This window comes from Humibacillus xanthopallidus (assembly GCF_006716675.1).
GTDB lineage: Bacteria > Actinomycetota > Actinomycetes > Actinomycetales > Dermatophilaceae > Humibacillus > Humibacillus xanthopallidus_B.
On record NZ_VFPM01000003.1, the window covers coordinates 482501 to 507115 of the forward strand.

23 protein-coding genes are annotated in these 24615 nt (G+C 71.2%); 7 read left to right on the forward strand and 16 right to left on the reverse strand.

The genetic code is table 11. The features are described 5' to 3' along the window. Positions 1-10 precede the first annotated feature (10 nt). Complete coding sequence (locus FBY41_RS17340) at positions 11-1513, reverse strand: CoA-acylating methylmalonate-semialdehyde dehydrogenase (RefSeq protein ID WP_141845522.1); 1503 nt, start codon at positions 1511-1513, stop codon at positions 11-13. Positions 1514-1572: 59 nt separating this feature from the next. Here FBY41_RS17340 and FBY41_RS17345 point away from each other — a divergent pair, with 59 nt between their 5' ends. Beyond that, positions 1573-2925 (forward strand): aminotransferase-like domain-containing protein, encoded by a 1353-nt coding sequence (locus tag FBY41_RS17345; RefSeq protein ID WP_141845523.1) that lies wholly within the window; start codon positions 1573-1575, stop codon positions 2923-2925. Positions 2926-2967: 42 nt separating this feature from the next. Here FBY41_RS17345 and FBY41_RS23660 read toward each other — a convergent pair whose 3' ends face one another. The 4 genes from FBY41_RS23660 to FBY41_RS17360 are packed head-to-tail and all read right to left on the reverse strand — an operon-like array spanning position 2968 to position 5840. Continuing rightward, positions 2968-3375: a 2OG-Fe(II) oxygenase family protein gene (locus FBY41_RS23660; protein ID WP_221629334.1), complete on the reverse strand. Its 408-nt coding sequence runs from the start codon at positions 3373-3375 to the stop codon at positions 2968-2970. A 30-nt stretch (positions 3376-3405) separates the two neighbouring features. Next, a complete protein-coding gene (locus FBY41_RS23665; RefSeq protein ID WP_221629335.1) occupies positions 3406-3927 on the reverse strand; it encodes a 2-oxoglutarate and iron-dependent oxygenase domain-containing protein in 522 nt (173 codons plus the stop codon). Between the two features lies 1 nt (position 3928). Continuing rightward, a complete protein-coding gene (locus FBY41_RS17355; protein ID WP_141845524.1) occupies positions 3929-4417 on the reverse strand; it encodes a nucleoside deaminase in 489 nt (162 codons plus the stop codon). Between the two features lies 1 nt (position 4418). Further along, positions 4419-5840, reverse strand: coding sequence for a purine-cytosine permease family protein (locus FBY41_RS17360; protein WP_141845525.1), 1422 nt, complete (start codon positions 5838-5840; stop codon positions 4419-4421). 153 nt (positions 5841-5993) lie between these two features. Here FBY41_RS17360 and FBY41_RS17365 point away from each other — a divergent pair, with 153 nt between their 5' ends. Beyond that, entirely contained in the window at positions 5994-6776 is a 783-nt protein-coding gene (locus tag FBY41_RS17365) for a LysR substrate-binding domain-containing protein (RefSeq protein ID WP_141845526.1), read from the forward strand. 93 nt (positions 6777-6869) lie between these two features. On the opposite strand, the gene FBY41_RS17370 is transcribed toward FBY41_RS17365, so the two are convergent. After that, the gene (locus FBY41_RS17370) at positions 6870-7544 is read right to left on the reverse strand and encodes an HAD family hydrolase (RefSeq protein WP_260439869.1); all 675 of its coding nucleotides are present in this window, start codon (positions 7542-7544) and stop codon (positions 6870-6872) included. 3 nt (positions 7545-7547) lie between these two features. Next, positions 7548-11327: a methionine synthase gene (metH, locus tag FBY41_RS17375; RefSeq protein WP_221629360.1), complete on the reverse strand. Its 3780-nt coding sequence runs from the start codon at positions 11325-11327 to the stop codon at positions 7548-7550. Between the two features lie 239 nt (positions 11328-11566). Here metH and FBY41_RS17380 point away from each other — a divergent pair, with 239 nt between their 5' ends. After that, positions 11567-12421 carry a PAC2 family protein gene (locus FBY41_RS17380; protein ID WP_141845528.1) on the forward strand — a complete coding sequence of 285 codons (855 nt, stop codon included), beginning with the start codon at positions 11567-11569 and terminating at the stop codon, positions 12419-12421. A 219-nt stretch (positions 12422-12640) separates the two neighbouring features. Here the strand turns inward: FBY41_RS17380 and mshC are convergent, their stop codons facing one another. The 4 genes from mshC to FBY41_RS17400 are packed head-to-tail and all read right to left on the reverse strand — an operon-like array spanning position 12641 to position 16096. Beyond that, complete coding sequence (mshC, locus tag FBY41_RS17385; protein WP_141845529.1) at positions 12641-13897, reverse strand: cysteine--1-D-myo-inosityl 2-amino-2-deoxy-alpha-D-glucopyranoside ligase; 1257 nt, start codon at positions 13895-13897, stop codon at positions 12641-12643. 29 nt (positions 13898-13926) lie between these two features. Beyond that, the gene (locus FBY41_RS17390; RefSeq protein WP_141845530.1) at positions 13927-14742 is read right to left on the reverse strand and encodes an SCO1664 family protein; all 816 of its coding nucleotides are present in this window, start codon (positions 14740-14742) and stop codon (positions 13927-13929) included. After that, complete coding sequence (locus FBY41_RS17395) at positions 14726-15271, reverse strand: DUF3090 domain-containing protein (protein WP_141845531.1); 546 nt, start codon at positions 15269-15271, stop codon at positions 14726-14728. The genes FBY41_RS17390 and FBY41_RS17395 overlap by 17 nt, the downstream gene beginning before the upstream one ends. Positions 15272-15280: 9 nt before the next feature. After that, positions 15281-16096 carry an MSMEG_4193 family putative phosphomutase gene (locus FBY41_RS17400; RefSeq protein ID WP_185749136.1) on the reverse strand — a complete coding sequence of 272 codons (816 nt, stop codon included), beginning with the start codon at positions 16094-16096 and terminating at the stop codon, positions 15281-15283. 400 nt (positions 16097-16496) lie between these two features. Between FBY41_RS17400 and FBY41_RS17405 the strand changes: the two genes are divergently transcribed. Next, positions 16497-17495 (forward strand): magnesium and cobalt transport protein CorA, encoded by a 999-nt coding sequence (locus FBY41_RS17405; RefSeq protein WP_141845533.1) that lies wholly within the window; start codon positions 16497-16499, stop codon positions 17493-17495. Between the two features lie 67 nt (positions 17496-17562). On the opposite strand, the gene FBY41_RS23505 is transcribed toward FBY41_RS17405, so the two are convergent. The 3 genes from FBY41_RS23505 to FBY41_RS17415 form a co-directional block, all read right to left on the reverse strand. Then, the gene (locus tag FBY41_RS23505; protein ID WP_185749137.1) at positions 17563-17787 is read right to left on the reverse strand and encodes a hypothetical protein; all 225 of its coding nucleotides are present in this window, start codon (positions 17785-17787) and stop codon (positions 17563-17565) included. A 140-nt stretch (positions 17788-17927) separates the two neighbouring features. Continuing rightward, positions 17928-18788: an undecaprenyl-diphosphate phosphatase gene (locus FBY41_RS17410; RefSeq protein ID WP_141845534.1), complete on the reverse strand. Its 861-nt coding sequence runs from the start codon at positions 18786-18788 to the stop codon at positions 17928-17930. A gap of 170 nt (positions 18789-18958) precedes the next feature. Further along, complete coding sequence (locus FBY41_RS17415) at positions 18959-20077, reverse strand: LLM class F420-dependent oxidoreductase (RefSeq protein WP_141845535.1); 1119 nt, start codon at positions 20075-20077, stop codon at positions 18959-18961. Between the two features lie 121 nt (positions 20078-20198). On the opposite strand from FBY41_RS17415, the gene FBY41_RS17420 reads away from it, so the two are divergent. Both FBY41_RS17420 and FBY41_RS17425 read left to right on the forward strand, forming a co-directional pair. After that, entirely contained in the window at positions 20199-21821 is a 1623-nt protein-coding gene (locus FBY41_RS17420; protein WP_141845536.1) for an alkaline phosphatase family protein, read from the forward strand. A 130-nt stretch (positions 21822-21951) separates the two neighbouring features. Next, positions 21952-22887, forward strand: coding sequence for an aldo/keto reductase (locus tag FBY41_RS17425; protein WP_141845537.1), 936 nt, complete (start codon positions 21952-21954; stop codon positions 22885-22887). A gap of 28 nt (positions 22888-22915) precedes the next feature. Here FBY41_RS17425 and FBY41_RS23510 read toward each other — a convergent pair whose 3' ends face one another. After that, entirely contained in the window at positions 22916-23326 is a 411-nt protein-coding gene (locus FBY41_RS23510; protein WP_185749138.1) for a hypothetical protein, read from the reverse strand. A 139-nt stretch (positions 23327-23465) separates the two neighbouring features. After that, the gene (locus FBY41_RS17435; protein WP_141845538.1) at positions 23466-24266 is read right to left on the reverse strand and encodes an LppX_LprAFG lipoprotein; all 801 of its coding nucleotides are present in this window, start codon (positions 24264-24266) and stop codon (positions 23466-23468) included. A 141-nt stretch (positions 24267-24407) separates the two neighbouring features. Here FBY41_RS17435 and FBY41_RS17440 point away from each other — a divergent pair, with 141 nt between their 5' ends. Then, a complete protein-coding gene (locus tag FBY41_RS17440) occupies positions 24408-24593 on the forward strand; it encodes a DUF5703 family protein (RefSeq protein WP_141845539.1) in 186 nt (61 codons plus the stop codon). Positions 24594-24615: the final 22 nt, after the last annotated feature.

Below are 24615 nucleotides of genomic sequence, written 5' to 3' on the forward strand. Positions count from 1 at the left end.
CTTCTCTCTCTCAGCGGGTTCGGGGGAAGCCGAGGTCGACGGTCGACGTGGCTGGGTCGGGCCAGCGTTGTGTCACGACCTTGCCACGGGTGAAGAAGTTGATGCCCTCGGGGCCGTACATGTGGGTGTCACCGAAGAGCGAGTCCTTCCAGCCGCCGAAGGAGTAGTAGGCCACCGGCACGGGGATGGGCACGTTGATGCCGACCATGCCCACCTCGACCTCGTTCTGGAAGCGGCGGGCCGCGCCGCCGTCGCGGGTGAAGATGGCGGTGCCGTTGGCATACCGGTTGCGGTTGATGAGGGCGAGGCCCTCGTCGTACGTCGCGACGCGCACGACGGACAGCACCGGGCCGAAGATCTCGTCGCGGTAGACGGTCATGTCGGGCGTCACGTCGTCGAGCAGGGTCATGCCGAGGAAGAAGCCCTCCTCGGGAACCTGCTGCTCACGGCCGTCGACGACGACGGTGGCGCCCGCCGCGGCACCGGCGGCGACGTAGCCGGCGACCTTGTCACGGTGCTCGCGGGTGATGAGCGGACCCATGTCGGTGCCCGCGGCGGCGCCGGGGCCGACGGTGAGCTTCGGCAGTCGAGAGCTGATGGCGCTGACGAGGTCGTCGCCGACGTCACCGACCGCGACGGCGACCGAGAGGGCCATGCACCGCTCGCCCGCGGCGCCGTAGGCCGCCGAGACGATGGCGTCGGCCGCCATGTCGATGTCGGCGTCGGGCAGGACGAGTGCGTGGTTCTTCGCGCCGCCCAGGGCCTGGACGCGCTTGCCGTTCGCGGTGCCGCGCTCGTAGATGTACTTGGCGATCGGCGTGGAGCCGACGAAGCTCACGGCGGCGATGTCGTCGTGGTCGAGCAGCGCGTCGACGGCCTCCTTGTCGCCGTGCAGGACGGTGAAGACGCCGTCGGGCAGGCCGGCCTCCTTCCAGAGCTCGGCGAGGAAGAGTGAGGCGGAGGGGTCCTTCTCGCTCGGCTTGAGCACGAAGGCGTTGCCGCAGGCGATGGCGTTGGCGCACATCCAGAGGGGCACCATGACGGGGAAGTTGAACGGCGTGATGCCGGCGACGACACCGAGCGGCTGACGGATGCTGTAGACGTCGACGCCGCTCGCGGCCTGCTCGGAGAAGCCGCCCTTGAGCAGCTGGGGAACTCCGGTCGCGAACTCGACGTTCTCGAGGCCCCGCGCGATCTCACCAGCCGCGTCAGAGAGCACCTTGCCGTGCTCGGCCGTGACGATGGCGGCGAGCTCGTCGCTGCGCGAGTGCAGCAGCTCGCGGAAGGCGAAGAGCACTGCCGCGCGCTTCGACAGCGAGCTCGCCCGCCACTCCCGCCCGGCGGCAACGGCCGTCTTCAGGGCCTCGTCGATCTCTCCGGCGGAGGCGAGCGCGACCTCTCCGGTCTGCCGGCCGGTCGCGGGGTCGTGGACGGGCGCCGTGCGTCCTGACGTGCCGGGCACGCGGGCTCCGGAGATCCAGTGGTCGATGGCCGTGACGTGAGAGGTGGTCATGGTCGAAGATTACGTCACACCCCTATGCCACACAAAGATTCTATTGCTATGGTGCAAATGTGCGCAGCCTCATCTCCGCGCTCGAGGAGCGCCTCGACGCACCGACCGCCAAGGGCCTGGCCCAGGCGGTCTCGCGTGCCATCCGCGACGGCGAGCTGGCCGCCGGCGACCAGCTGCCCCCGATCCGGCGGCTCGCCGAGGAGCTGATGATCTCGCCGACGACGGTGAGCTCTGCCTGGCAGCTGCTCGCCCGTTCTGGCACGATCCGCTCCGACGGTCGGCGGGGCACGACCGTCGCTCCTACCGGGCGAGGCGGGGAGCGCTACTCCCGGGCGCTGCACCACGACTCGGACGTCGCTCTCGACCTCTCGACGGGAGTGCCCGACCCCGACCTGCTGCCCGCGCTCGCGCCGGTGCTCGCGCGGCTGCCCGGACGCTCGACGCCGACGAGCTACCTCGATGACCCCGTGCTGCCGCGGTTGCGTGAGGTCCTCGCGCGCGACTGGCCGTATGACGCGGACGACATCGTCGTCGTCGACGGCGCGATGGATGCCTTGGACCTCATCAGCCGCACCCTCCTGCGACCCGGAGACACCGTCCTCGTCGAGAGTCCCGGCTTCCCTCCGATGCTCGACCTGCTCGAGCACCGGGGGGTCGAGATCGTGGGGGTCCCGCTCACGGAGACCGGTCTCGACCTCGACGTGGTCGAGGCAGCGCTCTCGCGCCGCCCCGCGGCGCTCTTCCTGCAGCCGCGTGGGCAGAACCCCACCGGAATCTCGATGACGCCGACCCGCGCCCGCCGCCTCGCCCTCCTCCTGGGAGGGCATGACGTCGTCGTCGTCGAGGACGACTCGAGCGGCCCCATCTCGTCGTCGACACCGATCAGCCTCGGGGCGTGGATCCCCGACCAGGTGCTGCACATCCGCAGCTACAGCAAGTCGCACGGTCCCGACCTGCGCCTCGCCGCGGTCAGCGGGCCCGAGGCCCTCCTGTCCCCCGTGCGCCATGCTCGCGCCCTGGGTCAGGGCTGGTCGAGCCGTCTGCTCCAGCACGTGCTCGCCGCGCTGCTCGAGGACCCTGACGCCGTCCGCGAGGTGAGCAGGGCGCGCGCGGAGTACGCCCGTCGCCGCGACCTGGTCGTCAGCCGGTTGCGCGCCCTCGACGTGGAGGTGCCCGGCACCGACGGGCTCAACATCTGGGTCGCCGTGCGCGACGAGGCCGCCGCCGTCCTGCGCCTCGCGAGCCAGGGCATCGCGGTCACCCCCGGTTCGCCCTTCGCGGTCGAGCCCCGACCGGGGCCGGAGGGTCACGTGCGGGTGACGACCGGGCTCGTCCGCGACGAGCACGAGGCCCTCGCCGAACGCATCGCCGACGCCTCCCGCGCAGGCGCCTGGGCCGCCCAGCAGCGCTGACTCCCGAGCCCGGACGACCCCGACGGCGACCGGCCGAGCCGCTCAGCCGACGGTGATGGCGTCGAGCCGCTCCTTGATGAACTCCCCCGACACGACGGGTTCGAGGCCACCGACCCGCCCGACCGGCGGCTCGAGCGGGGTGACGACGGTGTCGTGGTCGGCCTCGTAGAAGTAGACGAGCGACACGAGATCCTCGTCGGGGTGAGCCTGCTGCGGCGGTAGCACGCGGTGGCGGTTCGACCTCCAACGGCCCCCGCTCCACCGCTCGAGGAGGTCGCCGGTGTTGATCGTCAGCGCCTCGGGATCCCAGGGCGCGTCCTCCCACCCGTCCTGCTCGGTCCACACCTGAAGCCCCCCGGCGCCCGGCTCGCGGTCGAGGATCGTCACGGTGCCGAAGTCGGTGTGCGGCCCGATGCGGAACTGCCCCTCGGCCGCCTCGCCGACGTGCACGAGCGGCGGGTACCAGTTGAGGTTGAGGGTTTAGGTGGAGTGGCCGGTGTGGCGCGTGAAGAGGTCCTCGTCCCCGAGCGCAGCTCCGCAGATGCGCAGCAGCTCGTCGGCGAGGACCCGCATCCGGACGAGATAGTCCTCGACGACAGCCCGCAGCTCGGCGACCTCGTGGGGCCAGACGTTGTCGGGGAACCAGTAGCCGTCGACTTCGGCGTCGCCCGTCTTGTCGTCGGCCCCGACGGCGAAGGTCTCCTTCAGGTCGGGCGGCGTCTGCGTGCCCTCCGAGTAGGCGTTCGCCTCCACCCCGGGAGGCAACCATCCGCGCCCGGCGATGGTGACGGCATACGCCTGCTTGAGCTCCTCGGGGAGCGCGAAGAAGGCCCGCGCCTGCGAGCGCACCTGTGCTGCAACGTCTCTCGGCACACCGTGCCCGGTGATGAGCATGAAGCCCACCGAGCTGAGGGCGTCGTCGACCGCGGCGACGACAGCGGCGCGATCGGAGGCCGAGCCGCTCCACCACGGACCGATGTCGATGACCGGCACGTGGCCCATGTCAGCTGCTCCCGTCCTGCTCGTCACCTGACGGCACCCCGATGTCCTCGTTCCAGAGGTCGGGGCGCGCCGCGATGAAGTCGGTCATCATCTGGACGCACTCGGGGTCATCGAGCACGAGCACCTCGACGCCGTTCTCGGCGAGCCACTCGTGCCCGCCGACGAAGGTCGTCGCCTCCCCCACGACGACCCGCGAGATGCCGAACTGGCGCACGAGACCGGAGCAGTACCAGCAGGGCGACAGCGTCGTGACCATCGTGGTGCCGGCATACGTGCTCTGTCGGCCGGCCCGGCGGAAGGCGTCGGTCTCGCCGTGCACCGAGGGGTCGTCGTCCTGCACGCGGCGGTTGTGGCCGCTGCCGAGCAGCACCCCGTCGGCCGAGTAGAGCGCCCCGCCGATCGGTATGCCGCCCTCCCCGAGGCCCGCACGCGCCTCCCCCACCGCGGTCGCGAGCCAGGCGCGAGCCGTCGCGTCGTCGATCGCGATCACGTCACGCCACCTGTCGGTCGAGGACGGACGTCGGCTTGAGCACGCGCACGAGGCCGGCGTAGCACACGGCCGACAGGAGGAAGCCGACGAAGAAGGTGCTGTCGCCGAAGTCGGGGTTCGCGGTGGGCACCGGGCCAACGTAGTTCGTCTGGTTCGAGAAGAGCCACACCGAGACGACGAGTCCGATGAGCATCGCGATCGGCCCCGCCCAGTTCGTCGACGTCGGGTCCTCGGCGACGGTCGTGATGGCCTCGTCGTCGCCGCGGCGCATCCACCGGTCGACGAAGACGACGGCGAGCCACGGCCCGATCCAGTAGGCGATGATGAGCAGGAAGTTCTCGTAGGCAGCCGGGTCGCCGAGGTAGGCGTAGGCGATGATGCCGCCGGCCACCCCGAAGACTGCTGCCACGATGGCACGCCGCAGGCGGTAGCCGATGCGAATCCCCATGGCCAGGAACGACATCGCGCCGGAGTAGATGTTGAGCACGTTGGCCGAGACCGCGCCGAGGGCGATGCCGAGCAGGGTGATCGCCGAGACCCAGCCCGGCATCGAGTGGGTGAAGGCGTCGGTCGGCGAGGCGTCCTTGCTGAGGCCGGTGTTGACGATCGTGGCGGACGCGGCGCCGACCGCCATGAGGAAGGTGCAGCTGACGAAGTCGCCGAGCCCGGCGAAGACACCCGCCATCCGGCCCTGCCCCTCGGGCAGGTAGCGCGTGTAGTCGGAGGCGTAGGGGTTCCAGCCGGCCGCGTAGCCGAAGGCCGCAGCGAGCGTGATGATGAACGCCCCCGTCGTGGGGGTGCCGCCGGTGCCCGGCGTCGACAGGTCGGCGTGACCGAAGGTGCTGGTCGCCGCGATGACGAAGACGACGAGCAGGACCGGGAAGGCGACCCGCTCGAAGAGCTGGATGAGGTTGTGACCGAAGAAGGCGACGAGCACCTGGGCGGCGATGACGAGCGCGAGGGCGAGCTGGGGTGAGAAGCCGAAGAGCGTCGCGAGGGCGTAGGCCCCGCTGATGCTGTTGACGGCGAACCACCCCATGCCGGCCATGAGCGACATCAGCGTCGCGGGCAGGATGTTGCCGCGGTAGCCGAAGGCGGTGCGGCTGAGCACCATCTGGGCGAGGCCGTGCCGAGGGCCCCACGCCGAGAGGACGCCGTGCGTGACGGAGCCGAGCGCGTTGCCGATGGTGACGGCCGCGAGCGCCTGCCAGAAGGACAGCCCGAAGTACAGCACCCCGATGACGCCGACGAAGACGGTGGCGAACTCGAGGTTGGGGCTCATCCAGGTGGCGAAGAGGTGCCACGGCTTGCCGTGCCGCTCCTCGATCGGGATGCGTTCGATGCCCCCGGGCTCCACCTTGCCCGCTGCGGTGCCGTAGTCGATCAGGGCGTCGATGTCGGCCTCGGCCGTGGGGGTGGTCATGTGCGCATCGTCGTCTGCCGGATGCGGCCCCGCAATGAGGTCGGCCCAGAGTTAACTCACCCGAAAAGGAACTCACAGGGCGCTCCCAGACTTCGGCGCGTCCGGGAGGTCGGCTAGCCTCGGACCACCCGTCACCCGACCGAAGGGGCAGCCATGCCGGAGCACCCGATCGGCCCGCTCCGGGTCGACTTCGTCACCGGCGTGACGCCCGACAAGTGGGCCCGCACGTGGGCCGAGCGACGGCCTGACGACGCGCTCGAGCTCACGCCCGTCGACGACCGCGAGGCGGAGGCACGCCTGCGCTCGGGAGCGACGACCCTCAGCCTGCTGCGCCTGCCCGTCGACCGCACCGACCTCCACGTCATCCCCCTCTACGAGGAGACCCCGGTCGTCGTCGTCGCCAAGGAGCATGCGGCAGCCGCCTTCGACGAGCTCGACGTCACCGACCTCGCCGACGAGGTGCTCCTCCAGCCGGCCGACACCGTGCCGGCCTGGCGCGATGCCGCGTCCGCCGAGGTGCGTGAGCGTGCCGCCGCGATGCCGCCCATGAGCGTCGTCGAGGCCATCGCCGTCGCTGCCGCCGGGTCGGGCTTCGTCGTCGTGCCGATGTCGGTCGCCCGCGTCCACGACCGCAAGGACGTCGTGCACCGAAAGGTGACCGGCGTCGACGGCTCCCGGATCGGTCTGGCCTGGCGGGCCGACGACGACGACCCCCGCATCGAGGACTTCATCGGCGTCGTCCGGGGGCGCACCGAGCGCTCCAGCCGGGGGCGGGCGCCCGAGAACGCCACCCCGACGAGTGGGTCGGCGGACGCGAAGGGCACCGGACGGCATACCGCCTCGGGGCGGGCCGGGGCGGCGCGGCGGTCCTCCGGACGCACGCTGCCGCAACGGGGAGCGGCACCTCGGCGCGGTCGGGGGCGCAAGGGTCGCTGAGCCGGCGACCGGGGCCTCCCAGCAGGGGTATGCCGTCCGCCGGGTCGCGACGACCGTGGGCTCGCGACGACCGCGGGCTCGCGACGACCGCGATCAGCGCGTGGCGCGCACCGATGCCGTGAGGGGCAGCAGGTCGGCTGCGCGCACCCCGTCGAGGCTGGTGATCTGGACGGCACCCGGGATCTCGGGCACCGGCACGACGTGCGGGATCGCGAGGGTCGGCACGCCGGCCGCCGTCGCCGACCGAACGCCCGCCGGGGAGTCCTCGAGGGCGACACAGTCGGCGGGTTCGGCGCCGATGAGGGCGGCCGCGGCGAGGTAGGGCTCCGGGTGGGGCTTGCCGTGGCCCACCTCGTCACCGGTGACGAGGGAGGTGAAGGCCCCCTCCGGCAGGTTGCGCACGACGGTGTCGGCGAGGCGGCGCCACGACATCGTGACGAGCAGGGAGGGCACGCCGAGCGCGCCGAGCTCGTCGAGCAGCTCGCGGGCGCCCGGTCGCCACGGGACCGCGTCCTCGACGTGGCGCACGACCCGGTCGAGCAGCGCGTCGACGATCTCGGGGACCGTGAGGCCGATGCCGGACTTGTCGATGATGAGCTGGGCCGAGACCTCGAGGGCATTGCCGACGAGCTGGTGGGCGTACTCGTCGTTCCACTCGCCACCGTGGGCCGCGACGAGCTCGTGCTCGGCGGCGATCCAGTAGGGCTCGGTGTCGACGAGCGTGCCGTCCATGTCCCACAGCACGGCCGCGGGCAGATCGGGGGCCACGGGTCAGTCCTCCGGGTCGTAGGCGAGGTTGGACGAGAGCCAACGCTCGGCCTCGACGAGGGTCCAGCCCTTGCGTGCTGCGTAGTCCTCGACCTGGTCGCGTCCCAGCCGGCCGACGACGAAGTACTGCGATTGCGGGTGGGAGTAGTAGAAGCCCGACACCGACGCGCCGGGCGACATCGCCATGCTCTCGGTCAGCGTCATCCCGGTGTTGGCCTCGACGTCGAGCAGGCGCCACAGGGTCTGCTTCTCGGTGTGCTCGGGGCACGCGGGGTAGCCGGGTGCGGGGCGGATGCCGGCGTACTGCTCCTTGATGAGCCCCGCGTTGTCGAGGTGCTCGTCGGGTGCGTAGCCCCAGAACTCCTTGCGGACCCGCTCGTGCAGCCGCTCGGCAAAGGCCTCGGCGAGCCGGTCGGCCAGCGACTCGAGCAGGATCGCGCTGTAGTCGTCGAGCTCGGCTCGGAACGCCGCGACGCGCTCGGCGGCCCCGAGCCCCGCGGTGACGGCGAAGGCGCCGACCCAGTCGCGGGTGCCCTTGGGGGCGACGTAGTCGGCGAGCGAGCGGTTGGGCACGCCGGCGCGGTGGTCACCCTGCTGCCTCAGGTGGTGGAGCACCTCGAGGGGCGTCTGCCGCGCCTCGTCGGCGTAGACCTCGACGTCGTCGCCGACGGAGTTGGCCGGGAAGAGGCCGACGACGCCGTTCGCGCGCAGCCAGCGCTCGTCGATGATGCGGTCGAGCATCACCTGGGCGTCCTCGTAGAGCTTGCGGGCGGCCGGACCGCTCGTCGGGTTGTTGAGGATCTCGGGGAAGGTCCCCTTGAGCTCCCACGTGCTGAAGAACGGCTGCCAGTCGATGTAGCGGCGCAGCTCGGCGAGGGAGTAGTCGTGCAGGACCCGGACGTGCTGCGACGAGCGGCGTGACCGCGTGATCGTCGAGACGTCGTGGTCCTGCTGGAGCAGCAGGTGCGGGTGCGGCGGGGCGTAGCCCTGCCACTCGATCGGGGTGCGGCGCTCGCGAGCCTGCTCGAGGGTGAGCAGCGGCCGGTCGGTCTTCGCCGAGTGCCGCAGCCGCAGGGAGTCGTAGTCGGCCTTGACCTTCGCCATGAGGGCCGGTCGCTGCTCGTCGCTGAGGAGGGCCGCGGCGACCGGGACCGAGCGCGAGGCGTCCTTGACCCAGACGACCGGGCCGTCGTAGCGCTTGTCGACCTTCACGGCGGTGTGGGCGCGCGACGTGGTGGCCCCGCCGATGAGGAGCGGGATCGTCAGGCCCTGGCGCTGCATCTCGGCCGCGAAGCCGACCATCTCGTCGAGCGAGGGGGTGATGAGACCGGAGAGCCCGATGAGGTCGGCGTCGTGCTCCCTCGCGGCGTCGATGATCTTCTGTGCCGGCACCATGACGCCGAGGTCGATGACCTCGTAGTTGTTGCACTGGAGCACGACGCCGACGATGTTCTTGCCGATGTCGTGGACGTCGCCCTTGACCGTGGCCATGACGATCGTGCCGTTGGTGTCCTTCTGGGTCGCGAGGGACGGGTCGTCGATCTTCTCCTGCTCGATGAACGGGATGAGGTAGGCGACGGCCTTCTTCATGACCCGGGCGCTCTTGACGACCTGGGGCAGGAACATCTTGCCTGCCCCGAAGAGGTCGCCGACGACGTTCATGCCGTCCATGAGCGGACCCTCGATGACCTCGATCGGCCGACCTCCGCGGGCCGCGATCTCGGCTCGGAGCAGCTCGGTGTCGGCCTCGACATGGGCGTCGATGCCCTTGACGAGCGAGTGGGTGATGCGCTCGCCGAGCGGCAGGGCGCGCCACTCCTCCTCGCTGACCTCGGCCGCCTGGCCGGCCCGGTTGTGCTCCTCGGCGATCTCGAGCAGCCGCTCGGCCGCGTCGGGCCGGCGGTTGAGCACGACGTCCTCGATCCGCTCGCGCAGCTCGGGGTCGACCTCGTCGTAGACGACGAGCGCGCCCGCGTTGACGATGCCCATGTCGAGGCCCGCCGCGATCGCGTGGTAGAGGAAGACGGCGTGGATCGCCTCGCGCACCGGGTTGTTGCCGCGGAAGCTGAACGAGACGTTCGAGATGCCGCCGGAGACCTTGGCCCCCGGCAGGTTGGCCTTGATCCAGCGGGTGGCCTCGATGAAGTCGAGGCCGTAGGAGGCGTGCTCCTCGATGCCGGTCGCGACGGCGAAGACGTTGGGGTCGAAGATGATGTCCTCGGCCGGGAAGCCGACCTCCTCGGTGAGGATGCGGTAGGCGCGGGCGCAGATCTGCTGGCGCCGCTCGAGGGAGTCGGCCTGGCCGTCCTCGTCGAAGGCCATGACGACGGCCGCGGCGCCGTACTTGCGCACGAGACGGGCCTGCCGCACGAAGGCCTCCTCGCCCTCCTTGAGCGAGATCGAGTTGACGATCGCCTTGCCCTGCACGCACTTGAGCCCGGCCTCGATGACCTCCCACTTCGAGGAGTCGATCATGACTGGGACCCGGCTGATGTCCGGCTCGCTCGCGACGAGCTTGAGGAAGCGGTCCATGGCGGCGACGCCGTCGATCATGCCCTCGTCCATGTTGACGTCGATGACCTGGGCGCCGTTCTCGACCTGCTGGGCGGCAACCGACAGGGCCGTGTCGTAGTCGCCGTCCTTGATGAGCTTGCGGAAGCGGGCGGACCCCGTGATGTTCGTGCGCTCGCCGACGTTGACGAAGAGGCTGTCGTCGGTGATGGTGAACGGCTCGAGGCCCGAGAGGCGCATCGCCGGCGGGAGCGGGCCGAACTCGCGGCGCGGGCTGCCGTCGACGGCCTTGGCGATGGCGGCGATGTGCGCGGGCGTCGTGCCACAGCACCCCCCGACGAGGTTGACGAGCCCGGAGTCGGCGAACTCGGCGATGATCGCGGCGGTCTCCTCGGGCGCCTCGTCGTACTCGCCGAAGGCGTTGGGCAGGCCCGCGTTGGGGTAGCAGGAGACGAAGGAGTCCGCGATCCTCGCCATCTCGGCGATGTAGGGCCGCATCTCTTTGGCCCCCAGGGCGCAGTTGAGCCCCACGGCGAGCGGTGACACGTGGCGCACGGAGTCCCAGAAGGCCTCGGTGACCTGTCCGGAGAGGGTGCGACCCGACGCGTCGGTGATCGTGCCGGAGACGACGACGGGCCAGCGCCGGCCCTGCTCCTCGAAGAGCGTCTCGACGGCGAAGATCGCCGCCTTGGCGTTGAGGGTGTCGAAGATCGTCTCGATGAAGATGAGGTCGCTGCCGCCGTCGACGAGGCCGCGCGCGGCCTCGAGGTAGGCCGCGACGAGCTGGTCGTAGGAGACGTTGCGGGCACCGGGGTCGTTGACGTCGGGCGAGATCGAGGCCGTACGCGTCGTGGGCCCCAGTGCCCCCGCGACGTAGCGCGGCCGGTCGGGCGTGCGGGCGGCCATCGCATCGGCCTCGCGGCGGGCGAGCACCGCCGACGCGTGGTTGAGCTCGTAGGCGAGCTCCTCCATGCCGTAGTCGGACAACGAGATGGCGTTGGCGTTGAAGGTGTTGGTCTCGATGATGTCGGCGCCGGCCTCGAGGTACTCGCGGTGGATGGCGGCGATGATCTGCGGCTGCGTCAGGGTCAGGAGGTCGTTGTTGCCCTGGACGTCGCTCGGCCAGTCGGCGAAGCGCTCGCCGCGGTAGCCGGCCTCGTCGGGCCGGTCCCGCTGGATGGCGGTGCCCATCGCGCCGTCGATGATCATGATCCGCTCGCCCAGGGCAGCGGTCAGTGACTCGGTGACGTCGGGTCGCTGGTGCGACGACAGGGGCAACGTGACTCCTAGCGGGCCGGATGGCCGGTGGTGGCGGAGCGGGTGAGGGCGGACCCGCAAGATTCTACGGATCTGCACCGACACGGGACGTGCGCGCCTACTCCGTGGTCACGGCCGCGCTCGGACGTACCGCCGAGATCGAGCACGACGACGGCCCGACCCCATAGGCTGGAGGTGTGGGTCACCTGGGACCCATCGGCAGCCGATCGGCAACCAACGGTGAAGGAGGCCGCGTGCTGGAGTTCGAGGATGTCCCGGAGCTCACCGAGCCCGTGCTCATCGCCGCCTTCGAGGGCTGGAACGACGCGGGCGAGGCCGCCACGAGCGTGGTGCGACACCTCGCCGACGCCTGGGACGCCGAGGTCGTCGCCGCGTACGACCCCGAGGAGTACTACGACTTCCAGGTCAACCGCCCCCGCGTCGTGCTCGACGAGGGTCGGCGCATGCTGTCGTGGCCGACCACCCGCATCCTCGTCGCCACCGAGACCGGTTTCGAGCGCGACGTCGTGCTCGTGCAGGGCATCGAGCCGTCGATGCGCTGGCGGGCCTTCTCCCTCGAGCTGGTCGAGCTCGCACAGCGCTTCGGGGTGACGACCATCCTCACCATCGGCGCCCTGCTCGCCGATGTGCCACACACCCGGCCCATCCCCGTCACGGCCACCGCCGAGGACGAGGGAGCGATCCACCGCTTCGACGTCGAGGCCTCGCGCTACGAGGGGCCGACGGGGATCGTCGGAGTCCTCAGCCACACCGCCACCGACTCCGGCATCCCGACGGTCTCGGCCTGGGCAGCGGTGCCGCACTATGCCGGGGGCGCGCCCTCCCCGAAGGCCACCCTCAGCCTGCTGCGTCGCATCGAGGCGCTGCTCGGGGTGACCGTGCCGCACGGCGAGCTCGAGGAGGAGGCGCGCGCGTGGGAGCGCGGCGTCGACGAGCTCGCGCAGTCCGACGAGGAGGTCGCCGAGTACGTCCAGTCGCTCGAGGAGGCCCAGGACACGGCCGAGCTCCCCGAGGCGAGCGGCGACGCCATCGCGCGCGAGTTCGAGCGCTACCTTCGCGGCCGCGACGACGACCAGACCGGCCGCTGACGCACCCCTGCGGTATGCCGCCCCGCCCCGTTCACGCGGCAGATCAGTCTGCGTTCGGTGTCGTCAGGACGGCACCTAACGCCGACTGATGGGCCGACTGATCCGCCGCTTGACCTCGGATGGCATCAGTCTGCGGATCAGTCTGCGTTCGGTGTCGTCAGGACAGCACCTACCGCCGACTGATGTGCCGACTGATCCGCTGCCGGGCCCGCGAAGGCCTCAGAGGCGGATGCCGAGGAGGGCGTCGAGCGCACGGCCGAGCACGCCCGGAGCGCCCGGGTCCTCGCCGCCGCGCGTGAGCGACTGCGTCGCCCAGCGGTCGACCGCCTCGAGCGCCCGCGGGCTGTCGAGGTCGTCGGCAAGCGCCGCCCGGATGTCGTCGACGGTCTGGTCGGCGACCGGCCCACCGTTGCCCGACAGTGCCTCCCGCCACGTGGCCAGCCGCTGCTGGGCCTCGGCGAGCTGGTCCGCCTCCCACATCCAGTCGTCGCGGTGGTGCCGCGCGAGCAGCGCCAGCCGGATCGCCATGGGGTCGACGCCCTGGGCGCGCAGCTCTGAGACGAGCACGAGGTTGCCCCGGCTCTTGCTCATCTTCTCGCCGTCGAGACCCACCATGCCCTGGTGGACGAAGACGCCGGCGAAGGACGCGGTGCCGGCGAGGGCACGCCCGTGGGCCGCGCTCATCTCGTGGTGGGGGAAGATGAGGTCGGTGCCGCCGCCCTGGACGTCGACCGGCAGCCCGAGGTGGTCGCACGCGATGCAGGCACACTCGATGTGCCACCCCGGCCGGCCCCAGCCGAGCGAGCCGCCATCCCACTCCGGCTCACCCTCGCGGTGCGCGCGCCACAGCAGCGCGTCGAGCCGCCCGCGCTTGCCCTCGCGGTCGGGGTCGCCGCCCCGCTCGGCGAAGACCGCCATCATGCCGTCCTCGTCGAGATGGCTGACCGAGCCGAACCGCGGATCCAGAGCCACCTCGAAGTAGTAGTCCTGCGCACCCTCGCGCGACGCGTCGGGCGCGGGCACGGCATACGCGAGGCCGTCGGCGACGAGCTTCTCGATCGGGGCCACGAAGGTCGGGATGCTCTCGACGGCGCCCAGGTACTCGTCGGGCGGGATGACCGCGAGCGCCGTCATGTCCTCACGGAAGAGCGCGATCTCGCGCGTCGCGAGCTGCTCCCACGGTATGCCGTCGCGCTCGGCCCGCTCGAGCAGCGGGTCGTCGATGTCGGTGATGTTCTGCACGTAGCGCACGGTGTGGCCGCTGTCGCGCAGCACCCGGCCGAGCAGGTCGAACGTGACGTAGGTGGCCGCGTGGCCCAGGTGCGTCGCGTCGTAGGGCGTGATGCCGCAGACATAGAGCGAGACCTCGTCGCGCGTCGCCACGGGCAGCAGCTGCCCGGTCGCCGTGTCGCGGACGCGCACCTCGGGCGCCTGGCCGGGAAGGTGCGGGATGAACGGCGTCGGCCAGCTTCTCACGGCAGGACTCTATCCCCGAGGATCGTCGCTCACAGCGGCGGCCACGGGACAGAGGGCCACCCTGGGTTCGGGTGCGGGTGGACTCGGACCCGGAGCAGGCGGTGCACCCGCCCCACGAGAGCCGCGACGTCGTGCTCGGGGAGCAGGGCGTCCAGCCGGTCCAGGCCCTCACTCGTGGCGAGGGCGTCCGACAGCCTCTCGAGCCGCTCGAGCTCGGCGTCGGGCAGCGGTTCCCCTGCCCATCCCCACAGCACGGTGCGCAGCTTGGGCTCGGCCGACAGGCTGACCCCGTGGTCGATGGCCCAGAGCCGACCCGACCCGTCACGCAGGCAGTGCGCGCCCTTGCGGTCGGAGTTGTTGAGTGCGGCGTCGAGCACGGCGAGCGAGCGCACGTCGTCGGCGCCGGAGTGCACGACAGTCACGGACGATCCGCTCGGGGTCTCGCCGTCGAGCACCGCGTGCCAGCCCGGGGGCGTCCGGCCCTCGGGCACGAGGTCGACGACGAGGTCGTCGGGCACCGGCGCGTAGGGGTCACCGATCCAGAGCTGCACGGAGCCGGGGCCGAGCGGACCGTCGCGCAGCACGGTCGGTGGCACGAGGTCCCACCCGCCGAGCTCGGAGACGACGGCCGCGGCGACCTCGCGGCCGGCGAGGGTGCCGTCGGGGTAGTCCCAGAGCGGCCGCTCGCCGCGCACCGGCTTGTAGATGACGTGGACGGCTGCGGCGCTCGCCGACTCGAGCCGCGCCAGGACCGCGAGGTTCGACGAGCCGGAGATCCGGCCCACCACCTCGATCTCACCGGTGAGGTCAGGGGGTGGGGGCGTCGGGTCAGCGTTTGTAGCCATTGGCCCGGGGGCAGATGTGCCCGTTCGGGTCGAGGGGCCCACCGCAGAACGGACACGGCGGCCGCCCTGCCGCGACGAGCGCGTTGCTCCGGCGGGCGAAGGCGCGCGCCGCAGCCGGCTCGAGGCTGACCCGGAGGGTGTTGAGCGCGAGCGGCACGTCCTCGACCGGCGGGTCCTCGTCGAGCTCGTCGGGGTCGTGGTCGTGGCACTCGATGACGAGCCGCTGCCGATCCTCGTCCCACGCGATTGAGAGGGTCTGCACGCGGAAGTCCTCGTCGAACGGTGTGAGCAGCGGGTCGGTGTCCTCCGGCGCGCCACCGGGCTGACCCGGCTCGATCGCGGTGGTCGGGGCGAGCTGGTCGAGCACGTCGTTGATCCGGTCGGCGAGCACCGAGACCTGCTGCTTCTCGAGACCCACCGTCACGACCCGTGGGCCGTCGCTCGCCTGCAGGTAGAAGGCTCGCTGCCCGGCAGGTCCGACGGTGCCGGCCACGAAGCGCTCGGCGGGATCGAAGTCCTGGAGCGTCATGAATCGACCCTAGCCGACCGGATCCGGTGCACCGGATCCCGGCCCGTCCGCGCGGTCTGCGGGCTCCTCGCGGTCTGCGCCGCCGGTGGTGGTGCCGCCGGTGATGCCGCCGGTTCCCGCTCCTCCGCCAACCTCCGCGTCGCCCTCGGCGACCGCCCGCCGCTCCGGCGGGCGCAGGCCCGCGAGGTCGCCGCCGACGTCGTTGAGCCGGAGCACGAAGGGCTTGCGGCTCGTGTAGCGCACGACGCTCACCGATGCCGGGTCGACGTTGATGCGCTGGAAGTCGTCGAGCTGGGCGCCGGTGGCGTGCGACAGGATCGACTTGATGACATCGCCGTGCGACACCGCGACCCAGACAGCGTCGGCGCCGTGCGCCTCGAGCACGCGGGCATCGATCTCCCGGACCGCGTCGAGGGCACGCGCCTGCATCTCGCTCAGCGACTCAGCGGGGTATGCCGCCGAGTCGGGGAAGCGCGCCTCGCTCGGTCGGTCCTGCACGACCTTCCACAGCTCCTCGGAGACGAGCTCGCTGATCGGCCGTCCGGTCCAGGCGCCGTAGCGGCACTCCCCCAGACCGGCGTGCACACTGCGGCGCACGGTGCCGGGCAGCGGAGCCGACAGCCGGTCGGCGGTCTGCACGCAGCGGTCGAGCGGCGACGACACGACCTCGACGACGGGCAGCGAGGCGGCAGCGAGACGCACACCGACGCCGTCGGCCTGCACCTCGCCGGTCTCATCGAGGTAGACCCCGGGCATCCAGCCGGCAAGCGTGCCACTGGTATTGGCGGACGAGCGCCCATGGCGCACGAAGATCACGGTGGGCACGTCGGCCAGCGTAGACGCCGCACCCGACCGGACGGCATACCGCCTCGAGCTGGTGACGGCACGCGGCCCTTCCCGTCGCCCGGGCTACCGAAGGTGCGGCCCCCACCGCCGAACCGCGCCATTCTCATCGCCCGGGCTACCGAAGGTGCGGGCCCCACCACCGAACCGCGCCACTCTCATCGCCCCGGCTACCGAACGTGCGGCGCCGGTATGCCGCCCGCCACCCTCGTCGCCCGGGCTACCGAACGTGCGGGCCCGACACGAAAACCGCGCCACCCTCGTCGCCCGGGCTACGAAAAGTGCGGGCCCCACCACCGAACCGCGCCCTTCTCGTCGCCCGGGCTGCCAAAGGTGCGGCGAGGTGCGTGCCGCAGCCTCGCGCGCGTGGTGAAGTAGGGCTGTGATCGTGGACAAGGCCATCTACCGCAAGGGCCGGCGCCAGGGCTGCGGCGACCTCAGTGACGAGCTCGACGTGCTGCGCCTCACCCAGGACGGCTTCCTCTGGATCGGTCTCAAGGACCCCACCGACGAGGAGTTCGACCTCGTCAACGAGGAGCTGCACCTGCACCCCCTCGCCGTCGAGGACGCCGTCCACGGCCACCAGCGCGCCAAGATCGAGCAGTACGAGTCCTCGACCTTCGTCGTGCTGAAGACCTTGCGCTACATCGAGTCGACCAGCGACATCGAGACGGGCGAGGTGATGCTCTTCATCGGCGACTTCTTCGTCGTCACGGTGCGCCACGGCGAGGGAAACCCGCTCGCGGGGGTGCGTCAGCGTCTCGAGAACGAGGCCGAGCGGCTCGAGCACGGTCCCGTCTCCGTGCTGCACGCCGTCATGGACTCCGTCGTCGACAACTACATCGTCGTGGACCGCGAGGTGCGGCGCGACCTCGAGCAGATCGAGGAGCAGGTCTTCGCCTCGGCCGCCGGCGGCGACGCCAACACGATGTACCGGCTGAAGCGGGAGGTGCTCGAGTTCCGCCGCGCCACGCAGCCGCTCGCCGACACGCTCGCGTCGTACATGGAGCGCAGCGGCCGACGGCTGCCGGACGCCATCCTGCCCTTCTTCCGCGACGTCGGTGACCACCTGCGCCTCGTCAACGACCACGTCGAGTCCTATGACCGGCTGCTCACCGACGTGCTGTCGGCCCACCTCGCGAGCGTGTCCGTGAAGCAGAACGAGGACATGCGCAAGATCTCGGCGTGGGTGGCGATCGCGGCCGTTCCGACGATGATCGCCGGCATCTACGGGATGAACTTCGAGCACATGCCCGAGCTGTCGGCGAGCGTGCACGTCGGCAACGGCGAGTTCCAGTACGGCTACTACGTCGTGCTGCTCGTCATGGCGACCGCGTGCACGGGCCTCTACCGCGCGTTCAAGCGCTCCGGGTGGCTCTAGCGCCGGTCCCTGTAGCGCCGCTCCCTGTGGCGCCGGTCCGGAGACTGCGAAACCGCGCGTCGCGGCGTCACTCCAGGGCGGCCCGATCGAGGTCGTCGTCCTCGTCGGGAACCTCGGTGTGCTGGTCCACGACGTCGGCCTCGTCAGCCGCGTCGGGCAGGCTGCCCAGCCCCTGGTCTCCGAGCGGCTCGCCCTCCTCGGGCACCTCGTCCGGAAGCACCTCCTCGGCCACCCACTCGGGCTCGACCTCGTCACCCGGCTGGACCGGGCCGCCCGTTGTCGTCCCCATCATCTCGAACCTCCTCCGTCAGCGTTGCGGCGCCGGTGCTTCTCGTGTCCGACGCTACTCCCCGACGGGGCAGCGAGCGGGCGTGTGCCGCAGACGTCACGGCCCGCAGGCCAGCAGGCCCGCAGGTCGAGCAGGTGCCGCGATCAGGTGGCGCTGAGCAGGCCCGCACCGAGGACGCCGACGAGGAGCACGCCGAGGATGACGCGGTACCAGACGAACGGCAGCAGGCTGTGGTTGGCCACGAAGCGCAGCAGCCAGGCGATGGTGGCGTAGGCGACGAGGAACGCGACGACGAGGCCGACGATGACCGGTCCGATGCCGAGGGCGCTGAGTCCGTCCTTCTCCTCGACCGCCTGGAAGAGACCGGCCGCCGTCAGGGCCGGGATGGCGAGGAAGAAGCTGAGCCGGGTCGCCGTGACGCGGTCGATGCGCAGGGCGAGACCCGCCGAGATGGTGGCACCGGAGCGGGAGACGCCCGGGATCAGCGAGAAGCACTGGACGAGACCGATGATGAGTCCGTCGATGGGGCGCACCGAGTGCTCGCCGCGCAGTCGGCCCTGCCGCTCGAACGTCGTGTGCATCCGCTCCGCAACGACGATGACGATGCTCCAGAGCACGAGCGCTGCGGCGACCACCCAGAGGCTGCGCAGCGGGCCGGAGATGATGTCCCGGGCGAGGAAGCCGACGACGCCGACCGGGATGGAGCCGATGATCACGGCCCAGGCGAGGCCGTAGTCGGGGTCCTTGCGCGCCTCGGTGTCTCGCAGCCCACGGAACCACGCGAGGGCGAACCGCACGAAGTCCTTGAAGAAGTAGATGAGCGTGGCGGCGATGGCCCCGATCTGGATGAAGGCCGTGTAGGCCGTCACCGCGGGGTCGTCCACCTCGAGGCCCAGGAGCTTCTCGGTGATCGTGAGGTGCCCGGTGGAGGAGACGGGGAGGTACTCGGTGAGGCCTTCGACGATGCCGAGGATGATGGCGTCGAGGTAGCTGAGGTCAGCCATGGGTCAGGGAGAGCCTTCTGCGCTGGGGACGAGGACGGCCGCGCGTCATCGTGGACGGGCGGCCTGGCGGGCACAGTGTGGCAGCCTATCCCGACGGCCGGCTGACAGCCCCGAGCAGGTATGCCGTCCGGCGAGCCGCCGCACGCCGGCTCGGTTGGTCGCTCCCCGGGTCAGCTCGGCCGGTCGGCTCGGCCGGACGGTGTCAGGTCGGCGATCGTGGCGACCGCACCCAGCGTGGCCAGCGCCTGCTCGCGCGACATGCCGCCACCGGTGGCGATCGAGAGCGTCGTGACGCCCGCCTCCTCGTAGCGCCTCATCCGCTCTGCGACGCGCTGCGGAGAGCCGAGCAGCGCTGTCTCGTCGATGAACTCGATCGGCACGGCTGCCGCCGCCTCACGTGGCCGGCCGGCGAGGTAGAGGTCCTGGATGCGCTCGGCGTCGCGCTCGAACCCCATGCGGCAGGCGAGCTGGTTGTAGAAGTTCTGCTCGCGCGAGCCCATGCCGCCGATGTAGAGCGCGCAGTAGTCACGCACGTACGACGCGGCCTCCTCCACGTCGTCGACGAGCACGACGGGAGTCGTGGCGACGACATCGAACCCGGCCATGACGTTCGCGGGCCCGGAGGTGGCTCCCCCGCCGGGCTCCGCGTCCGAAGAACGTGTCGCCTGGCGTCGCCCGCGCTCGATGGTCGAGAGCAGGTCGCCGGCGTGCTCCGGACTGAAGAAGATGGCGAGCCAGCCGTCGGCGATCTCGCCCGTGAGCTCGAGGTTCTTCGGGCCGACGGCCGCGAGGTAGACCGGCACGTCCGGCCGCACGGTGCGCGCCGAGAGACGCAGCGGCTTGCCGGGTCCGCCGGGCAGGGGCAGCGGGTAGTGCGGCCCCGGGCTGCTGACCGTCTCGCGGCGCAGCGCCGTGCGGACGATCTCGACGTACTCGCGCGTGCGTCCGAGAGGGCTCTTGAAGGGCACCCCGTGCCAGCCTTCGCTCACCTGGGGTCCCGACACCCCGAGGCCGAGGCGGAAGCGGCCGCCGGAGAGCGTGTCGATGGTCGCGGCGGTCATCGCCGTCATCGCCGGGGTGCGTCCCGGGATCTGCATGACGGCAGAGCCGAGCCCAACGCGCTCGGTCAGCGCTCCGATCCAGGCGAGCACCGACGGGCTGTCCGAACCGTAGGCCTCGGCGACCCAGACGCTGTCGTAGCCGAGCCGGTCCGCCTCGCGGGCGAGTGCCACCTGGTCGGCTCCGGTCACGCCACGTCCCCAGTAGCCGAGGTTCACACCGAGTCTCATGACGCGACCCTAGCCCCGTGCCCGCTCCATTTCGCCGCGCCGTCTGGGGCCGACGGTGGGAGTCTCGGAAGGCTGGTCCGCGCGGGGGCTCCGGGCAGCCTCAACCGAGGAAAGGGAATCCATGAGACACCCGAAGACGTCATGGTCCGCGATCAGCCTTCGCAGCGCGGCCCTGGGTCTGGCGCTCGTCGCGGCGGTGCCCGCGGCCGCCGCCCCACCGACGAAAGCACCCCAGCGCGGTCCGCTGCCGGGCGGCTACACCAACCTCGTCGTCATCTACGAGGAGAACCACTCGTTCGACAACCTCTACGGCCAGTGGGGCCGGGTCGGCGGGCAGGTGGTCGACGGCCTGCAGAACGCGGGCGACTCGACGACCCAGGTGGCCCAGGACGGCACGGCATACGGCTGCCTCCTGCAGAACGACGTGAACCTCACGTCGCCGAAGCCGCTCTCGACGACGTGCAGCGACCCCGCCCACGGGGTGCCGGCGAGCCACTTCGGCAACAGCTGGTGGACCATCGACGACTACATCCGGCCGACCGACACCACGTGCCCGGCCCCCGGGGTCTTCGCCCCGACCGGAGTGCTCGCCGGCACCGGCCTCCCGGGCGGCTGCACCCGCGACATCGTGCACCGGTTCTACCAGGAGCAGTACCAGATCGACGGCGGCAAGCAGGACCGCTACGTCACCGGCTCCGACGCGGTGGGGCTGACGATGGGGCGGTATGCGACGACCTCGCTCCCGATCTACCGCTACCTCCACAGCAAGGGCGCCCCCAACTACGTCGTGGCCGACCGCTTCTTCCAGGCGGCCTTCGGCGGCTCCTTCCTCAACCACCAGTACCTCATCGCGGCCCGAGCACCCGTCGACACCGGCGGCGCCACCCCGGTCGCGAGCAACTCCGTCCTCGACAGTGCGGGGATGCCGACCTCCTACCCGCTCTACACGGCCACCTCTGCCGTCAAGGACGCCCAGCTCACCCGGGCGTGCACCAACGGCGCTGCCTTCGACTACACGGCTGCGTGCGGCAACATCGCCGTCAACACCGTGCAGCCGTCGAGCGCCCCGTCCGGCGGAGGCGCAAAGATCCCGCTCATCGACGACGCCGTCTACCCCAACATCGGCGACCGGATGAGCGACGCCGGCGTCACGTGGAACTGGTACTCCGGAGGCTGGGACGACGCCGCTGCCGGCCACCCCGGCCCGCTCTTCCAGTACCACCACCAGCCGTTCAACTACTTCAAGAACTACGCCGTCGGCGCCCCCGGCCGCTCGCACCTGCAGGACGAGACGACGTTCGTCGCGGCGGCCAAGGCCGGGACGCTCCCGCAGGTCTCGTTCGTCAAGCCCTACGGCGCCGAGAACGAGCACCCCGGCTACGCGAGCGAGCCCGACGGCAGTGACCACCTCGTCGATCTGCTCCGGACGATCATGTCGGGCCCGCAGGCCAAACAGACGCTCGTCGTCGTGACGTATGACGAGTTCGGCGGCCAGTGGGACCACGTCTCGCCGCCCGTGGTGGACAAGTGGGGGCCCGGCACGCGCATCCCCGCCCTCGTCCTCTCGGCGGGCATGGTGAAGTCGGGGGTCGACAGCACGACCTACGACACGACCTCCATCATGGCCACGATCGAGCACAGCTTCGGGCTGGCCCCCGTGGCGCCTCGCGATGCGGGTGCCACCGACCTCAGCGCCGCGGTGCGGATGGGAGACCCACGCCACCAGGGTCCGGTCAGTCCCTGACGACTCTCCCTGACGACTCTCCCTGACGACTCTCCCGGCCGGCTCTCCCGGCCGGCACGGAACGCTGGCCGGTGGTGGGCCTGCGCGGGGCACCCGCGCGGCGCCTCCGCCACCGGCTAGCGTTCAGCCCATGCGTAGGCGACTCGGCACCTCGGGGCTCTCGGTGACCCCGCTCGCGCTCGGCACGATGACGTGGGGCAACGCCGTCGACCGGCACGATGCCGGCGACCACCTCCGGGCCTTCCTCGATGCCGGCGGCAACCTCGTCGACACCGCCTACGGCTACGGCGGGGGCGAGTCGGAGACGATCCTCGGTGAGCTGCTCGACGACACGGTCGACCGCAGCGACCTCGTCCTCTGCACGAAGTCCGGCATCTCGCGCTCCGGCGGCACGCGCCGGGTCGACGTGTCGCGTCGCGCGCTGATGGGCCAGCTCGAGACGTCGCTGGCCCGCCTGCGGACCGACCACGTCGACCTGTGGCTCGTCCACACGTGGTCCGACGAGGTGCCGTTGACCGAGACCCTGTCGGCCCTCGAGTGGGCCGCCGCCTCGGGACGCGCCCGCTATGTCGGCGTCTCCAACTACAGCGGGTGGCAGTCCGCACGCGCGGCGAGCCTTCTCGAGCAGTCGCGAGTTCCGTTGGTGGCCAACGAAGTCCAGTACTCCCTCGTATGCCGTTCGCCTGAGGACGAGGTGGCGCCCGCTGCCGAGGCGCTGGGCTTCGGCCTGCTGGCGTGGTCTCCGCTCGGACGCGGCGTCCTCACGGGGAAGTACCGCAACGGCATACCGTCGGGGTCGCGGGCCGCGTCCGACCACTTCCCGGGCTTCGTCGACCGCTTTCTCGACCAGCACAGCGTGCAGGTCGCCGAGGCGGTCACGATGGCGGCGCGAGGTCTCGGCGTGAGCGCCGCTCAGGTCGCCCTCAGCTGGGTGCGCGACCGTCCAGCGGTCGCGGCGCCGATCGTCGGGGTGCGCACGACGAGCCAGCTGCGGGCAGCGCTCGGCAGCCTCGACCTCGTGCTGCCCGACGAGATCGTCTCGGCCCTGGACGACGTCTCCGCCTGAGCACGCTCAGGCAGGTACGCCGAGGCCTTCAGCGCCGCGGAGTCGGGGACTCGTCGTCCTCGTCGTCCTCGTCGTCCTCGTCGTCGTCGTCGTCCTCGTCGTCCTCGTCGTCCTCGTCGTCCTCGTCGTCCTCGTCGTCCTCGTCGTCCTCGTCGTCCTCGTCGTCCTCGTCGTACTCGTCGGACTCGAGACCGGCGTAGACCCCGCCGTCCTCTTCGTTGTCGTCGCCCTCGAGCTCCTCGCCGTAGATGGCGAGGGGCGTGGCGACCTCCGTCGCGACGAAGAGGGCTTCGTCATAGTCGTCGAAGGCGTCGGCGAGATCGGTCGCGGCGGCGATCACCATCGGGTGGTCGGGGTCGCGATTGGCCGTGGCCGCCTCGAAGTGGCGTTCGAGCGCTGAGACGAGCGACTCGAGGGCAGAGCGTGGGTCCTGGGCCATGCCACGACCGTAGTCGACGCCCCACCCGGCGGACAGCCGTTTGTCGTGCGCAAAAAGCGACGGCCCGGCCTCGAGCGGAGCTCGGGGCCGGGCCGTCGACGAGGGTTCGTGCCGACGTCAGCGAGAGGTCACCACCGGGTCACATCGGCGCCTTCACGGTCTGGGCGGCCGGCGGCGCGGTGATGTCGACCGGCTCGCCGTACTTGCTCATCGTCATCGTCGCCTTGGAGCCCATGATGTCGAAGGTCACCTTGCGCAGGTGGTTGGCCTCGTCCACCCAGGCGAGGTAGGTGATCGTGTCGGGGACCTTTACGCCGCTGCTGCTCGCGAGCGAATCACCCATCGCCTTGGTGTCCAGGGTCAGCTCGTACTTGTACGCCTTGTCGCCGTCGACCGGGTCCTCGCCCATCGGCTTGACGTCGGTCACGGCCTTCTCGAACTGGTCATACATCTTCGTCGGGTCGGCCTGCGCCAGCGAGCTCTCCATCTGCTTGCCGACGTCGGAGCTGCTGTCGACGACCGCCCACTTGCCGGCCGGCAGCCCGGGCATGCCCTTGAGGTAGATCTTCTTGTCGACGAGGAGCATGTCCAGCTTCATCTGCGAGCCCATGTCCATCGACACCTGCATGGCGGGGTTCGTCGCATCGATCTTCGTGTCGCCCTGCATCGAGATCTTCTCGCCCGCGGCGGTCATGTCCATGACGACGTGCGCCGTCGTCGCGGACGTCGCGCCCGACTTGAGGCCGGCGATGAGGGCGGCTTTGTCCTGGTAGGGCTGCGCGGTCGTCGCACCTGCGTCCGAGGTAGCGGCGGCCGAGGCCGTGGCGCCGGCGGCCGTGGTGCCCCCCGGAGCCGGCTCGGCCTGCTTGCCGCAGGCTGCCGTGGCGAGCACCGCGGGGAGGATGAGGGCTGCCGCCGTGCGGCGGAAGGTGAGAGTCATGTCGTCGATCTCCTGGGCCGTGGACGTCGGCGCGGGTCGCTGCCGGTCCCCCTGTGGGTGCCGGCCGGTCGGCCGACAGAGGGCGAGGCTATCGCGCCGACCTGATGCACGCGGTCACGGATCGATGTCAGAATGGCCGCGATGCTGGAGTACGAGTACCGGGTGCTGACCTTCGACCGTCACACGTCCAAGGCCGCGGCCCGCCAGGAGATCCGCGAGCACGCCGAGTACGGCCGGTGGGAGCTCGCGCGCAGCGTCGTCTACGAGGGCGGCGTCCGCCGGATGTGGCTGCGCCGGCGGATCATGCGCGTCGACCGTACGGCCTGACGCGCGACCGCACCGCGCCCCT